A 16037-nucleotide genomic window follows, 5' to 3' on the forward strand; every position below is an offset into this window, starting at 1 on the left:
CATTAAAAGAACTCTTCAGTATCCACCTTCACTATATAGCACCTTTTTTGAAAGCGCAAACATTTATTTTTCTATATATACTTTTTATTAAAGTTTATATAATAAAAAACCCATTCATTCTTCTACTTTCTTTATTTCAACTCGCTTAATTTGATGCATATCCTTTTCAAGAACTTTAAAAGAAAAGCAGTGTTTCTCAATAATATCCCCCTCAGCAACGATCTGTTTTTGTACCATAATCCAACCACCAATGGTATCAACATCATCAGCGACCAAATGTATGCCCAATAAATCATTTACTTCGCTAATAAGCACTTTCCCCTCTACAATTTTACACACTTCACTTATATGTTCTATAGGTGGATGCTCATCTTCATCGTATTCATCTCGGATTTCTCCAACAATTTCTTCTAAAATATCTTCCAATGTAACAATCCCTGCTGTGCCACCATATTCATCATATAATACAGCTAATGGAATGCGCCTTCTTTGCATTTGTAATAGTAAATCATGAATTGGGATATTTTCTAACACTTCAATAACTGGACGTGTATATGGTGTAATCGAACACTCTTCATCTCGATTACCATCCATATAACGAATAAATAAGTCCTTTACATTAACCATCCCAATAATTTCATCTTTATCTTCACCAAATACTGGATATCTCGTATATTTTTCTTGTGCGATTACTTTAATATGTGTCTCAAACGGCTCATCTTCATATAAACCAACAACTTCAGTACGAGGTACCATAATTTCCTTTGCTACCCTGTTATCAAATTCAAAGATGTTATTTACATATTTAAATTCAGTTTGATTAATCTCGCCACTCTCATAACTCTCAGACAAGATTAATCTTAGTTCCTCCTCAGAATGCGCAACTTCATGTTCAGAAGCCGGATGTAAACCAAATAAGCCTGTCACAAATCGTGCAGAGCCATTTAAAGCCCAAATAAATGGATACATAACTCGGTAAAAATAAATAAGGGGCTTTGATAATAATAAGCTAACTTGCTCTGCTTTTTGGATTGCAAAAGTCTTTGGAGCGAGTTCACCAATTACAACATGTAAAAACGTAATAACTGCAAATGCAATAATAAATGAAACTGTACTTGCAATTGCAGCAGATAAATCCAATTTTAAAAACAGCGGTTCGAGTAAATGTTTAATCGTCGGTTCTCCTAACCACCCGAGCCCTAAAGCAGTAATCGTAATTCCTAACTGACATGCCGATAAATACTCATCTAAATTTGAAGTTACTTTTTTAGCTGCCAATGCGCCTCGTCTTTTTTCACTAACGAGTTGATCGATACGACTGCTACGCACCTTTATAATTGCAAACTCTACAGCTACAAAGAAACCTGTTAGCGCAATAAGAACAGCTACCATCAATAATTTTAAAATATCCACATATGTCCTTTAGCTTTTCTTAGCTAAAGTTACACCTCCTTTAAATAAAGAAGTTTCACTTTAGTTTCTTCATTTACTTGAAAGCAACCCTATATAAAATTCACCAATTTTCAGCCCTCATACAATTCTAATGGCAAACCGTCAGGATCTTGGAAAAAGACGAATTTTTTTCCCGTTATCTCATCAACACGTATCAATTCCGTCTCAACATCGCATCGGTTTAAATGTTTAACAGCTTCTTCTATATCAGTAACCGCAAAAGCTAAATGTCTAAGTCCAGCAGCCTCTGGAAAACTTGCGCGGTCAGGCGGACTTGGAAATGAAAATAATTCAATTTGATACTCTCCTCCTACACATAAATCTAACTTATACGAATTTCGTTCCTTTCTATATACTTCATTCTTCACTTTGAAACCTAATATTCGTGTATAAAAATCCTTTGACACTTCATAATTTGAACAAATAATTGCAACGTGATGTATTCTACATATATTCATGATTCCTCTATTCCTCTCTTTACCAAACATGTATATTCTCACTTTAAATGAAAAACATATATATCAGAATATCTCTTTTTAGGGGGCTTATTATGAAATTTATCACTTTTTTCGTTGGACTTATCGTTGTTTTTTTCCTTGCCTACATTGCTAGTAACAATAAAAAACATATTAAATTCAAACCAATTTTTATCATGCTTATTATACAGTTAATTTTAACCTATTTATTATTAAATACAGAAGTTGGCCTCATACTTATTACGATAATTTCCAACCTGTTTACGAGGCTACTTGAATATGCTGCCAGTGGTATAAATTTTGTATTTGGCGGTCTTGCAAATAAAGGGGAAATGCCATTTTTCCTTAACGTATTATTACCGATTGTCTTTATCTCCGTCTTAATTGGTATATTACAACATTTCAAAATATTACCATTCTTCATTCGTTGGGTTGGTTTCTTTCTTAGTAAAATAAACGGTCTTGGGAAATTAGAATCTTACAACGCCATCGCTTCCGCTATTGTCGGCCAATCAGAAGTTTTTATTACGGTAAAAAAACAATTAGCCCAAATTCCAAAACATCGACTATATACACTTTGCGCCTCTGCTATGTCAACAGTATCTATGTCCATTGTCGGTGCCTATATGACGATGATCGAACCAAAATATGTAGTAACCGCACTCGTTCTCAATTTATTTAGTGGTTTTATTATCGTACTCATTATTAATCCTTACGACGTTAACGATGATGAAGACATTTTGGAAATCAAAGGGGAAAAACAAAGTTTCTTTGAAATGCTTGGAGAATACATTCTTGATGGTTTTCGCGTAGCAATTGTCGTCGGCGCTATGCTCATTGGATTCGTCGCATTAATGAGTTGCATTAATGACCTATTCCTCATTATATTCGGCATTACTTTCCAACAACTAATAGGCTATGTATTCGCCCCTATTGCATTTCTTATCGGCGTACCAAGTTCTGAAATTGTCACAGCGGGTAGCATTATGGCAACAAAGCTTGTAACAAATGAATTTGTAGCAATGATGGATCTTAGTAAAATTTCCAGCACTCTCTCTATCCGTACAGTTGGTATTATTTCTGTCTTCCTCGTTTCTTTTGCCAACTTTTCTTCCATTGGAATTATTTCCGGTGCGGTAAAAGGGTTAAACGAAGAACAAGGAAATGTTGTTGCCCGCTTCGGCCTAAAATTACTATATGGAGCTACTCTTGTTAGTATTTTATCTGCGATTATTGTAAGTATTATGCTTTAATTAGGAAAAATTTTATCATTTTCTTATCCCTGTCTTTTGTATACAATAACGAATAGATGTCTTATAAAGTGAAACTTTAATCAGATGGGGGCTATCCCCCACTGATTATTAGTTGAACCAATCGGGCATTTACGGGCAGTTATCTCCCACCTAACTTCCTTGCATTCGCTGGACTTTGAGGTGGGAGTTTTACTGCCCGTTAATGCGGGATAAATAATCAAGACATCTATTTTTTATACATGTACAATACCTTTTATTTAGCGTAAAATATTTTTTATGTGTTTTAATACGCTTCTAGATGTATACACTTTGATTGTTTTAAAGGAGAAAAAATGATGAAATCCGACATTAACAACGAAACTCGAGCCAAAAAAGGACGTTCAAAGAAAAAGCGCCTACTTTGGTTCATTCTTATTCCCTTACTTATTGTAGCAATGGGAGCAGGAGGCTATTCCTTCCATATATACAGTAAAGCAAAATCCGTCTTAAGCAACGCCTATTCTGAACTCGGCCGAGGAGATAAATCCAGCAAACGTGAAAAAGCTGTTAAACCTATGACTGACAATATTTCTGTCCTGATCATGGGTGTTGATGAAAGTGATATTAGGGAAAAAGGTTACGGAAAAGCGACTCGTACAGATGCATTACTACTTGCAACAATTAATAAAAATGATAAATCTGTTAAACTAGTTAGCATTCCACGTGATTCACGCGTCTACATTAAATCACGTGATAAATATGATAAAATTACACATGCACACGTATTTGGTGGTGTAGACAGCACAATTGATACAGTAGAAAAATTTTTAGATGTCCCAGTTGATTACTATGTAAAATTTAATTTCAAATCCTTTATCAAGATCGTTGATTCTCTAGGTGGTATAACTGTCGACGTTCCAGTTGAGTTCACAGAACAAAATAGTAGCGACGAAGCAGATGCAATTCACCTAAAAAAAGGGCGTCAACATTTAAATGGAGAAGAAGCACTTGCACTAGCTAGAACTCGTCATATTGATAGTGATTATATGCGTGGTCAACGACAACAACTTGTTTTAGAGGCTATTGCTGAAAAAGCCCTCTCTCTCAATTCCATTAATAAAATCGGAAGCCTATTAGATGCTGTCGATAAAGATTTAAAAACAAATTTAACTTTTGATGATATGATGGCTATTGCAAAAAATTCAATGGATTCAAATTTAAAAATGGATAAATTACAAGTAGAAGGTACTGATAAATATATAGGTGGTATTTATTATTACGTTCCAAACGAAAAAAGTGTTAATGATATATCGACAACACTTCAAGAACATCTCGGTGTTACGAATAAAAATGAGCATAAAAAATTATAATAAAAAGGCTGCTAGATTTTTCTAAGCAGCCTTTTTATTATAATTTTCAACATATTTCTCATGCATATTGTGACAAAAAGAGACAATTATTACAGCAGTGTAACATTTTTTATGAAAACATTACACGCATAGTGAAAATAATAGTATACTAGTACGTACATAATGTTATTTTCATCATTTTTATACAAAAAATGTAATACATATATTTATACAAATTTTTCTGGGGGGAAATAAATGAAGCTAAGCAAAATACTGATTGGTTCCGCTATTGCTGGTGGCATATTACTTTGTGTTGGTGGTGTTGGTGGATATCAATATGTATCCAAATTAAATAATCAACTAAATACAACTGCACTACCAAACACTACATTTGAAGGTATTTCTCTTGATGGAAAAAATAAAGCAGATATCCAAGCTATTGTTAATCAAAAGGTGAATGAATTAGATCAAAAATCTCTTAACTACGTATTCCAAAATGATAAACAAAATTACACGTGGAAAGATTTAGGAGTAGATTATAAAGAGAAGGATATTGTCGACAATATCTTTAAAGAACAAGAAGGGAACGTAATGAATCGTTACAACATGCGTAAGCAAGCTGAAAACGGTGAAGTAAAACGTGACTATAAATTAACACCACAATTAAATACAACAACTTATGAAACCTTTATAAAGGATAAATATAATGAAACATTAAAAAATCCTGTCAATGCCGAATTGAGTGTTGAAGGCTCTACAGTAAATATTAGCCAAAGTCAAAATGGGGAAAAAATTGATAAAGGAAAATTAACCGATTTAACAAGCGCAGCTATTACTTCTGGCACATCCGATGTTGCATTACCAGTTACACTAATAAAACCTGAACGTTCTACAGAAGATATACAACAAATGGGGATTAAAGAAGTGATTGCTGAATACTCTACCCCAATGGCTGGCCGTAATGGAAATCAGTCCTATAACGTAAATAAGTCAGCTAATACTTTAAGTGGAGTTATTGTAGCACCTGATGAAACGTTTAGTTTTAATGGCCGTGTTGGCGTAACTGATGCTGCAAATGGCTATAAATCCGCAGCAGTATATTCACAAGGTAAAGTTATACAAAGTGCAGGCGGAGGCGTTTGCCAAGTAAGTAGTACTTTATACAGCGCAGCTTTAAGGGCAGATTTAGGAATTGTTTCTCGAAGTAATCATTCTATGCCCGTAAATTATTTACCACTTGGGCAAGATGCAGCAGTGGCAGATTATGGTCCGGATTTAAAATTTAAAAACAATACAGGTAAGCATATTTACATTCAAGCATTTTCAAATGGCGGCAGTATTACTACACGTATTTTCGGTACAAATACTGGTAAAAATGTTGAAGTTTCTTCTCAAGTAATTAGTAATACTGGTGATAAAATAACAGCTGTTACGTATAAAAAAGTAACACAAAACGGTGAAGTAATATCGAATGGACAAATTTCAAAAAGCGTATATAAAAGTGCCCCAAAACAATGAGATAATATCAAACGGACAAATTTCAAAAAGCGTATACAAAAAGGCGTGATCTACTCACGCCTTTTTCTTTTGCAATAATAGTAAAAAATTTTCCAGATGATCTTTCGTTTCTTCTAAAGACCACACACGATTTCCTTGCTTCGCAGCTAATACGCACGCTTCTTCCCACGCGTTCTTTTTCTTCATATTTACTAATTCATCGCGTAATTTCAAAACAATTTCTTCGTCTTCTTGCTCTATGAACTCTTCCATCACACTTACTATTTCATCCTCATGAATACTTAACGTACAGTACGATTTAAGAAAGTATTGTAATGTTGGATACATATATACTCCCCCCTTTATTTATCTGATGGATAAGAAGTAATAATCTTAAATCCTAGATCTCCTGATTTATCTCTCGCTAAAACAGTAACAGTCTTTACTAGTTTGTCTTTTACATTCATATTTTTCTTTATTACTGTTTTTCCAACTGGGAATGAATGAGTTGTATTCAATACAAGGCGAGCCTCTTTAGAGTTTTTCAACCAATCCTGAATTTCTTTATCATGTTGTTTTAAACTATCTTTCACAGCCTTTGTCGCTGTTTCCTTATCATAGTATGTACTTGCCGCTGAAACTTTATCTGTCTTCAAACGATTCTTCAAATCCTCTTCTGATTTGCCTACATGCCTTTCAATCGTATGACCATTTTTAGGTGGCCCTTCCATTTCATCTAAAATATTATCACTAATTTTTTCTACTGATGTAGAATGATCCTCTTTTGTTTTTTCTGTTTTTTGTTCTTTTCCTGCACATCCACTTAAAATCAGCATTAGTGCTAATAAACTACTTAGGAAAAGACTACTTAGTCGTTTCATCGTATCACCTCTTCCATGATTATTATCGTAACTCTATTAAAAGTCAATTTCACAAAGGAAAAATGTATACAGTTTTAAAATGCCCCATTCATTTTTCTATATTTTCCAATCAAATTTCATCAAACCACTGTTTTCCGCCCACTTTAAAATATACCCCCATGTTTTTCGAATTATTTCCCAGATAAAAATGATAATCATAATACTCCATAAACCCCTTAAACAAGGGGTTTATGGAGTATTTTTTAAACGGATTAAATATACCCATACTTTTATATACCCAATACCTATATAAGGTATATAGACCCCTTTCCATCAACTGTTTTCTACATTATGTGAATTTACACTTGCCTATACAATGAAAATATGGTGTAATGCAAAAAAAGATAAAGGATCTTATAAGATGGCTGAAACAATTCAAAACTTCTTAACAGACTATTATTCAATCGCAATTCCACTTAGTATCTTAATCAACATCATCATCAGTCTTTTAGGTTTTATCCCTAGTATTTTTTTGACCGCCATTAATATACAGCTCTTTGGTGTAACAAATGGAACAATCATTTCGATCGCAGGTGAGGCATTAGGGGCTATTATCTCGTTTTATATTTATCGCATAGGCCTTCAAAAGTTCACTCACGATACAGTAAATAAGTATCCAAAGGTAGAACGCCTTCTTTACGTAGAAGGCAGAGAGGCATTTCTACTCGTCCTATCTTTTCGTTTTATTCCTTTCATTCCGTCCAGTATCGTTACTTTATTTGCAGCTCTAGGCAAAATGTCATTACTCTCTTTCAGTATTGCTAGCACAATAGGGAAAATACCGTCCTTATTGATTGAAGTATATTCTGCATATCATGTCATAAACGGAACAAATGAAGCGAAGTGGATTATAACAATCGCGGGTTGCGTTGGATTATTTTATTTGTGGAAAAAATGGAGAAAAAAATAAAGAAGGAGCATAGGCTCCTTCTTTATTTTTTGAAGTATATTCTATTAATACATATATATCTTACGAATAGAAATATCTTAGTTTACACCAACAGCACTAAATGATTGCTTAACTGCTGCTACTTCTGCAGAGCTAGCACCATATAAATCAGCTGCAGCTTGCACTAAGCCAGCACGCGCTTGGCTAAATGTAGTAGATTGCGTGAAGTACTGTGTATTTGCACGGTAGTAAATTGCACCTAATTTATCTTTGCCGATACCATTTACAGTTACACCAGAATGCGTACCGCCATTTGCTAATAAATAAGCTTGTTTGTTAATAATTCCACTGTTTGTATGAACACCGCCGTTATCACTTGAACCAGTGTAACGCTTAGAATAATGGTCTGGGTCACCATACTTTGCAGGATCACTCATAGAACGAAGTGCATCTCCCGCTTTACCAGGCGTGTAAATATCTTCACCAATCTCCCAATCTGGGTTACGATTATCATAATACTCTACTAATGTACCAAAAATATCAGAAACCGCTTCATTTAACGCTCCCGATTCATTCTGATAAATTAAATCCGAGCTATTTTCCGTAACAGCATGTGTTAATTCATGCCCAATTACATCAATGCCACCAGATAACGAAGTAAATGTTACACCATCACCATCTCCGTATACCATTTGCGAGCCGTTCCAGAACGCATTATTATATTTACTTCCATAATGAACTGTTGATTTTAATGGTGCTCCCGCATCATTAATAGAATTTCGGTTAAATGTAGCTTTATAGTAATCATATGTTCTGCCTGCATAGTAATGAGCATCAACTGCCGCTGCATCATATGCTGCATTGAAAACATTATCTGCATCTGCCCATAATGTTCCTGGTAACGTCGAACGATTTTTCGCATCATATGTGAAAATTGTTGCTCCGCGCGTATTATCTTGCAAGTAGTAAGATGATCCAGATAACGTTGTATTAAGCGATTTCGTATCTCCTAATACACCTTTACCAGTTCCCACTTTATTCGTTCCTGTTACAGGCTTTACAACCGCTTTCGCTTCCTGTTTAGGAGCATCTTGCTTAACTGGTGACTTATCATCATTCGTTACATGATCAAGTTTATTATATTTATTTAACACTTTACCGCTTTCCGCTTCAATGAAATAGTAATAGTTTCCTGGATTTGGCTCTAAGAAGTTTAAATTCACAACATATGCATATGTTGTTTCTTCACCGTTTTGATATACATATAAGTCCGCTTTTGGTTCCACCTCATATTTCGGTGTTACTCCTAAATCTTGCTGCGCGATTTCAATTGCTTTTGCGCCTTCAATCTTATTTTTATTTTTCAACTTTTCCTTTTTGTCTAAATCAGGCGCAACTGTTCCAGACAGTACTTTTAAAGAACCATCTTTACTTACGTGAGCTACTTGAGTAGACCCCCATACAGGTACTCCCTCGTAAACTTGTTGCATACGTACTACTGTTGAATCAGTGACAGAGTCTTTTTTCACTTGTTTCACTTTGAAAGAATCTTGCGCACTCTTTTCCCCTAACTTATAATCACCTTTTGCCGCATTTAAGTAATCAAACACAACAGATTCCGCTTTCTTACCAGTCGCTCCAGTTAGATCACCAGAAATAAACTCAGGTGACTGTACCGTCTCATTGTACTTCTTAGTAGAGAGCACATTTTTAGAATCCGCAAATGCAGAGCCTGTCCCTCCGAACGCTGTAACTGCCATTCCTGTCGCTAACACTAACGCTAAACTCTTCCTTTTCATATAACCTTCCCCCTAATAATTTTTTTTGAAAAAGAGTAGTTTCATATTAGCATTATGTTTCCACTATTAATATACTAAAAATTCAAATAATTGATTTCTCAAGTTTTGTATAATTTTTGGGAGCAAATATTGAGAAACCCCTTTCCGTTTGGAAAGGGGTTTTTTGGTTACGAATTAATTTGTTGAACTGTTTTAGCTTCTTGACCCAGAGTATCTGGCTTCCAAGCATACTGAATATCCAGTACTACTGCTGCAATCGCCATAACTACAAATGTTCCTGCAAGTAACTTTTTCATACTATCCCTCCTCTTTATTCTTCTAATAAGTTTATCGCTAACTTATAATAGCGATTACTTTCTTTAAAATCTGAGCACTCTTCTAAGTATTCAGCTAGTTCTAAGTATACTTTCTTTAAATCTTTTATATTTTCCTCTGTTTTAAAGAAAGGAACTACTTCTGTTTCTAGAAATTTTTTATAGACGTCTCTTTCTTCAAAATGCTTATATCTTAAACTTAATAATAAATATAGCATCCCTTTGTATCGATCATCTTTCCTGGCAGCAAGGATACCTTTTTCAATCCATTCAGCCGCTTCCTCAAGTTCTCCTAATTGAATACACTGTAACGAAAGTTCATACATAGCATCAATATAATTCATATCTTCTTCTTTTTTATATTTTAAGCATTCTATATAATATTCTTTTGCTTTGGTATAATTTTTTTGGCAATAGTATAGATAACCAATATTATTTAAAGCAATAGACAGAATATTATCTTTATCAGCAAAAGAAGTTGCTTCCCTTATGATATGATTATAAATTTCCATAGCTTCATTATATTGTTTTTTTCTAGTATAACTAAACGCAATTAAAAACTTACAATTAATGATATTCCTAAATTTATATTCACTTTTAAAACCTTCTAAGGCCACATTAGCAAAGTATAGTGTCATATGGTCTATTTCCATCTGACTATATGTCAATGCTAAATTATAATATATTCCTGTTTCATAATAGCCTAACTCTTTCGCCATCGCTTCTGTCTTTAACAAATATTCCAATGCCTGAGTGTATTTATACTGTACAGAATATAATAATGCCTTACTGTACGTATACAACATCTTCTGAAAAGGTGAGTATTTCTTGTACACTTTCTTCAATCTGTCCAATTCTTCTTCAATAGCAGGTAAATCCCTTTTCATAATTAAATAACGTGTATAAAGCAGTTTATAATAATTTATAATTTCAAAATCTACAACATGTTTCATTTCACCTTGTAACTCTTCATATATGCGTTCTACCTGTTGCTTGTCCAAATGAACTAGTGCATTCAACCACTCGTCCAACTTCACCTTCACATCTTCTTCTACATCTCTCAAATCCGTCACAGCAATTTCTAGTCTTGTGCAGAGCAATTGTAGAATTTCTTCTGATGCTTCAATCTTTCCATTTTCGATCTTACTTAAGTATGAGACAGAACAAATGCCCTGACATAATTCTTCTTGTGTCATTTTTTGCTGTAGCCGTTTATAAAAGACTTGTTTGCCTATTTTTTCTAATGTTTGTTGCATTGTCCTCCTCCATTCTCATTACCCCCATTACTCTAATAATACATAAAATCTAGAGAAATATAAATTAATAAATGTAAATTTTCTAAAAAATATGCATTATTTCATTTTTTCCTCTCTTGACTTCAATCCCCTATTACTTCTTTGCTACGAAAGGGGGAAAATTGGTATACTATAACCAAATTACGGAGGTGTTTTCGCAATGAATCATTATAAAGACGATAGTTACGCCTTACATACAGATTTATATCAAATCAACATGGCTTATACATATTGGAAAGATGGTATTCATACTCGCCGTTCTGTTTTTGATCTATACTTTCGAAAGCTTCCATTCGAAAACGGCTATGCTGTTTTTGCTGGTCTTGAAAAAATTGTAGAGTACATAGAAAATTTCAGCTTTACCGAAAGTGATATCGCTTATTTAGCAGAGCTGCAATTTGAAGAAGACTTTCTTCATTATTTACAAAATATGAAGTTCACTGGAATAATTCGTAGTATGCAAGAAGGCGAAGTTGTTTTTAATAATGAGCCTTTATTACGTGTCGATGCCCCACTTGGCGAGGCACAAATAATTGAAACCGCCCTCTTAAATATTGTAAATTACCAAACATTAATTGCTACAAAAGCTGCACGTATGAAGCACGCTGCAAATAATGATGAACTTTTAGAGTTTGGTACAAGGCGTGCTCATGAGTTTGACGCTGCCCTTTGGGGCACTCGCGCTGCCTTTATTGGTGGATTTTCATCTACAAGTAACGTTCGGGCAGGGAAACGTTTTGGCATCCCTGTAGCTGGCACACATGCCCACTCTTTCGTTCAAGCATATCGTGATGAATATGTTGCGTTTAAAAAATATGCTGAAACACATAAAAAATGTGTATTTCTCGTCGATACATACGACACTTTAAAATCTGGTGTTCCAAATGCGATTCGTGTTGCAAAAGAGTTCGGGGATCGTATCGATTTTTATGGCATTCGCCTTGATAGTGGTGATATGGCATATTTATCAAAGGAAGCAAGGAAACAACTTGATGAAGCTGGATTTACAAACACAAAAATTATCGCTTCTAGCGATTTAGACGAATATACGATTATGCACTTGAAATCTCAAGGGGCAAAAATTGATGTATGGGGTGTTGGCACAAAGCTGATTACAGCCTTTGAGCAGCCAGCATTAGGTGCTGTCTATAAACTAGTCGCTATTGAAGATACCAACGGGAAATTAAATGATACGATTAAAATTTCATCTAATCCTGAAAAAATTACAACCCCAGGACTTAAACGAATTTATCGTATTATTAACCGTGTTAACGATCATGCAGAAGGCGATTATATTGCTTTAGAGTCAGAAGAACCCGGAAAAGAAGAACGTTTAAAAATGTTCCATCCTGTTCATACATATATAAGTAAATTCGTAACAAACTTCGAAGCACGCGAACTGCATCAAGATATTTTCGTTAACGGTAAAAGAACGTATGAATTACCTAGCATATTAGATATTCAAAAGTATAACGAACACAGCCTCTCAGTATTTTGGGAAGAATATATGCGAACTTTAAATCCTGAAGAGTACCCGGTCGATTTAAGCCAAGAATGTTGGGATCATAAAATGAATTACATTCAAACCGTTCGAGAAAAGGTTGCGAAAAATATACAAAAATAAAGTGAAACTTTAATCAGTGGGGGGTTTTGTCCATCCCCACTGATTATTAGCCTTCACCAATCGGGCTTTTACGGGCAGTTAACTCCCGCCTAACTTCCTCGCATTCGCCAAATTTTGAGGTGGGAGTCTTACTGCTCGCCAATAGCGGGATAAACAGAGAAGTTTCTCCTTCTCTGTTTTTTTCAATATTATGTTACCAACAGTCACCATCAATAACACGGTAAAATAATAAAAATAAGCGAGGGCGTAATCGCGCCCTCGCTTATTTTTATAAATCTTTCACTCTCAGTACACGCATTGCATTTAAAACTGCAAGTAGTGTCACACCAACATCTGAGAAGACTGCTTCCCACATTGTTGCAATACCAAAGGCGCCGAGTAATAACACTAATCCTTTTACCCCTAATGCAAATATAATATTTTGCCATACGATGCTACGTGTACGTTTTGCAATTTTTACTGCTGTCACAATTTTTGAAGGCTCATCAGTCATAATAACGATGTCAGCAGCTTCAATTGCTGCATCTGACCCTAAACCGCCCATCGCAATACCAACGTCCGCCCTTGCTAGTACTGGCGTATCATTAATACCATCACCGACAAATGCAATCTTTTCTTTACCGCGTTTTGCTGCATCAATTTTTTCGATTTCTTCTACTTTTTGGTGTGGTAATAATTCGGCATGAACTTCATCTAAACCTAATTCTTTACCAATAGCTTCACCAACTGATTTTGCATCACCAGTTAACATGACTGTTTTCTTAATACCCAGTTCTTTTAACTTTTGAATTGCTTGTTTTGAATCCTCTTTTACCTCATCAGAGATAACAATATAACCTGCATATTTACCATCTACAGCAACATGAACTAGTGTACCTACTGTATTTGGTTGCTTAAATGTAATGTTTTCTTTTCTCATTAATTTAGCATTACCTGCGAAAATTTCTTTTCCTTGTACTTTTACAACCGTACCATGACCAGAAATTTCACTATAGTCTTCAATAGTATTTTCATCGATTGATTTTCCATATGCATTTCGAATAGATTGTGCAATCGGATGATTTGAATATACTTCTGCAAATGCTGCATATTCTAATAGCTCTTCTGCTGTAATACCTTCACTAGGCTCCATCTTCGTAACTTTAAAGACACCTTTTGTTAATGTTCCTGTTTTATCAAAAACGATATATTTCACATCATTCAATGCTTCTAAATAGTTACTTCCTTTTACTAAAATACCACTTTTAGATGCCCCACCAATACCGCCAAAGAATCCAAGAGGAATCGATACAACGAGCGCACATGGACAAGAGATTACTAAGAACACTAAAGCTCTATAAATCCAATCGGAGAATGTAGCACCCTCTAAAATAAGTGGTGGAATAAATGCCATTATTGCTGCTGTTATAACTACAACAGGAGTATAATAACGTGCAAACTTCGTAATAAAGTTTTCTGTTGGCGCTTTTTTGCTACTTGCATTTTGTACTAAGTCTAAAATTTTCGATACAGTCGATTCACCGAACTCTTTTGTAACTTCAACAGTTAATACACCATTTTGGTTTACAAAACCACTTAATACGTCATTACCAACTTCTACTTCTCGCGGTACAGACTCACCTGTTAACGCTGAAGTATCCATCATTGATGTTCCCTCAATTACTTTCCCGTCTAACGGTACTTTTTCACCTGGTTTTACGATAATATACTCACCAATTTGCACATCTTCTGGTGATACTTGTTTCGTTTCGTTTCCAACTTTCACATTCGCATAGTCAGGACGAATATCCATTAATGACGTAATTGATTTTCGAGAACGATTTACTGCAATACTTTGGAACAGTTCCCCCACTTGATAAAATAGCATAACTGCTACCGCTTCTGGATATTGTTGAATCGCGAAAGCTCCTAAAGTTGCAATTGCCATTAAAAAGTTTTCATCGAATACTTGGCCGCGAGTTATGTTTCTTACCGCTCTCCAAACGATATCTCCACCTATTAATAAATACGCAAGGACGAATAATGGAATTGTTATCATTTGCGGTAATCCGGCTAATGCAGCAATTCCTGTCAAAATTCCACCGACTACTAATCGTCCTATCATCTTTTTCACATTTCCATCACCATGATCATGACCGTGGTCGTGTCCCTTTTCCTCTTCACGAACAACTTTTACATCCGGCTCTAACTTTTGAACAACATTTTTTATATTTTGCACAGTCGATTCAAGTTCTCTTTTATTCGCAACTTCTACTCGTAATTTCTTTGATACGAAATCAACAGTCGCTTCTGAAACTGTTGGCATTTCCTTTACCTTATTTTCAATCTTCATTGCACAATTTGCACAATCTAAGCCTTCTAATACAAATACTTCTTTTATTGATTTTGTTTTTTGTTCTTCTTGTACTTTAATATGCGGCTCTAATTTTGTAACAAGTTGCTTCGCTTCCGTAACAACTTGATTTTCTTTATTTTGCGGTGTTTCTAAAAGCATCGTTTTTGTTGCAAAGTTTACGGAACAAGATGTTACTCCTTCTATATTCCCAACACCTTTTTCAATTTTCATTGCACAATTTGCACAATCTAAACCTTCTAGCATAAGTTTCTTTTTCACTAATGCTTCTGCCATCGTTTTCCCTCCTCGCGTTTTTATTCTTCCTCGTTTACGTGTTCAAACGCTTGCTCGAAGATATGAATTACGTGTTGATCAGCTAATGAATAATAAACTACCTTTCCTTCTTTACGGTTCTTTACAAGCTTTGCTTGCTTTAATACACGAAGCTGATGTGAGATTGAAGATTGCGTCATTCCTAATAAATAAGCTAAATCACAAACACACATTTCAGCTTCAAATAATGCATGTAATATTCTCGTACGTGTACGGTCACCTAATACTTTAAATAATTCTGCTACTTTACTTAAACTTTCATCAGCCGGAATTGTTTGTTTTACTTGATCCACGATTTCCTCGTGAATTACCGTTTGAGAACATGCTTCCTGTTGCGTTTCTACTTTATTTTCAGCCATCACAGCTCACCTCTTTATTTGAACATATGAACAACTATTCATATATCTTATACCTTTATTATATGAGCGTCCATTCATATGTGTCAATGAATTCTCATACATTTTTTAAAATATTCCGTTCACATTTCAAAATAAACATATAAATATTCTCAGCATCTATCAT

Annotated in this window: 14 protein-coding genes; 5 read left to right on the plus strand and 9 right to left on the minus strand. The window is 34.7% G+C overall.

Features of this window, described 5'->3' with window-relative positions; translation table 11 throughout:
- Positions 1-114: 114 nt before the first annotated feature.
- Complete coding sequence (locus MKX77_RS21090) at positions 115-1413, minus strand: hemolysin family protein (protein WP_341307714.1); 1299 nt, start codon at positions 1411-1413, stop codon at positions 115-117.
- Positions 1414-1523: 110 nt separating this feature from the next.
- Positions 1524-1910 (minus strand): SMU1112c/YaeR family gloxylase I-like metalloprotein, encoded by a 387-nt coding sequence (gene gloA2, locus MKX77_RS21095; protein WP_088098695.1) that lies wholly within the window; start codon positions 1908-1910, stop codon positions 1524-1526.
- Positions 1911-2002: 92 nt separating this feature from the next.
- On the opposite strand from gloA2, the gene MKX77_RS21100 reads away from it, so the two are divergent.
- The 3 genes from MKX77_RS21100 to MKX77_RS21110 all read left to right on the plus strand — a co-directional run bounded on the left by MKX77_RS21100 (position 2003) and on the right by MKX77_RS21110 (position 6027).
- A complete protein-coding gene (locus MKX77_RS21100; protein ID WP_341307715.1) occupies positions 2003-3181 on the plus strand; it encodes a NupC/NupG family nucleoside CNT transporter in 1179 nt (392 codons plus the stop codon).
- A 332-nt stretch (positions 3182-3513) separates the two neighbouring features.
- Positions 3514-4530, plus strand: a complete 1017-nt coding sequence (locus MKX77_RS21105; protein WP_341307716.1) for an LCP family glycopolymer transferase — start codon at positions 3514-3516, stop codon at positions 4528-4530.
- A 234-nt stretch (positions 4531-4764) separates the two neighbouring features.
- Positions 4765-6027 (plus strand): VanW family protein, encoded by a 1263-nt coding sequence (locus tag MKX77_RS21110; protein ID WP_341307717.1) that lies wholly within the window; start codon positions 4765-4767, stop codon positions 6025-6027.
- A 54-nt stretch (positions 6028-6081) separates the two neighbouring features.
- Here the strand turns inward: MKX77_RS21110 and MKX77_RS21115 are convergent, their stop codons facing one another.
- Positions 6082-6354 (minus strand): hypothetical protein, encoded by a 273-nt coding sequence (locus MKX77_RS21115; protein WP_016097207.1) that lies wholly within the window; start codon positions 6352-6354, stop codon positions 6082-6084.
- A gap of 14 nt (positions 6355-6368) precedes the next feature.
- Positions 6369-6887: an RNase A-like domain-containing lipoprotein gene (locus MKX77_RS21120; RefSeq protein ID WP_215555200.1), complete on the minus strand. Its 519-nt coding sequence runs from the start codon at positions 6885-6887 to the stop codon at positions 6369-6371.
- A gap of 400 nt (positions 6888-7287) precedes the next feature.
- Here MKX77_RS21120 and MKX77_RS21125 point away from each other — a divergent pair, with 400 nt between their 5' ends.
- Positions 7288-7836, plus strand: a complete 549-nt coding sequence (locus tag MKX77_RS21125; protein ID WP_341307718.1) for a TVP38/TMEM64 family protein — start codon at positions 7288-7290, stop codon at positions 7834-7836.
- Between the two features lie 77 nt (positions 7837-7913).
- Here MKX77_RS21125 and MKX77_RS21130 read toward each other — a convergent pair whose 3' ends face one another.
- The 3 genes from MKX77_RS21130 to MKX77_RS21140 all read right to left on the minus strand — a co-directional run bounded on the left by MKX77_RS21130 (position 7914) and on the right by MKX77_RS21140 (position 11184).
- A complete protein-coding gene (locus MKX77_RS21130) occupies positions 7914-9614 on the minus strand; it encodes a M4 family metallopeptidase (protein WP_341307719.1) in 1701 nt (566 codons plus the stop codon).
- A gap of 167 nt (positions 9615-9781) precedes the next feature.
- Positions 9782-9910: an NprX family peptide pheromone gene (locus MKX77_RS21135; protein ID WP_199661436.1), complete on the minus strand. Its 129-nt coding sequence runs from the start codon at positions 9908-9910 to the stop codon at positions 9782-9784.
- A 14-nt stretch (positions 9911-9924) separates the two neighbouring features.
- A complete protein-coding gene (locus MKX77_RS21140; protein WP_199661435.1) occupies positions 9925-11184 on the minus strand; it encodes a tetratricopeptide repeat protein in 1260 nt (419 codons plus the stop codon).
- A 199-nt stretch (positions 11185-11383) separates the two neighbouring features.
- Here MKX77_RS21140 and MKX77_RS21145 point away from each other — a divergent pair, with 199 nt between their 5' ends.
- Positions 11384-12847, plus strand: a complete 1464-nt coding sequence (locus MKX77_RS21145; RefSeq protein ID WP_341307720.1) for a nicotinate phosphoribosyltransferase — start codon at positions 11384-11386, stop codon at positions 12845-12847.
- Positions 12848-13115: 268 nt separating this feature from the next.
- Here MKX77_RS21145 and MKX77_RS21150 read toward each other — a convergent pair whose 3' ends face one another.
- Positions 13116-15476: a heavy metal translocating P-type ATPase gene (locus MKX77_RS21150; protein WP_341307721.1), complete on the minus strand. Its 2361-nt coding sequence runs from the start codon at positions 15474-15476 to the stop codon at positions 13116-13118.
- Between the two features lie 20 nt (positions 15477-15496).
- Positions 15497-15874: an ArsR/SmtB family transcription factor gene (locus MKX77_RS21155; RefSeq protein ID WP_193647566.1), complete on the minus strand. Its 378-nt coding sequence runs from the start codon at positions 15872-15874 to the stop codon at positions 15497-15499.
- Between the last annotated feature and the right edge of the window lie 163 nt (positions 15875-16037).

The organism is Bacillus sp. FSL R9-9410 (assembly GCF_038050385.1).
GTDB lineage: Bacteria > Bacillota > Bacilli > Bacillales > Bacillaceae_G > Bacillus_A > Bacillus_A cereus_U.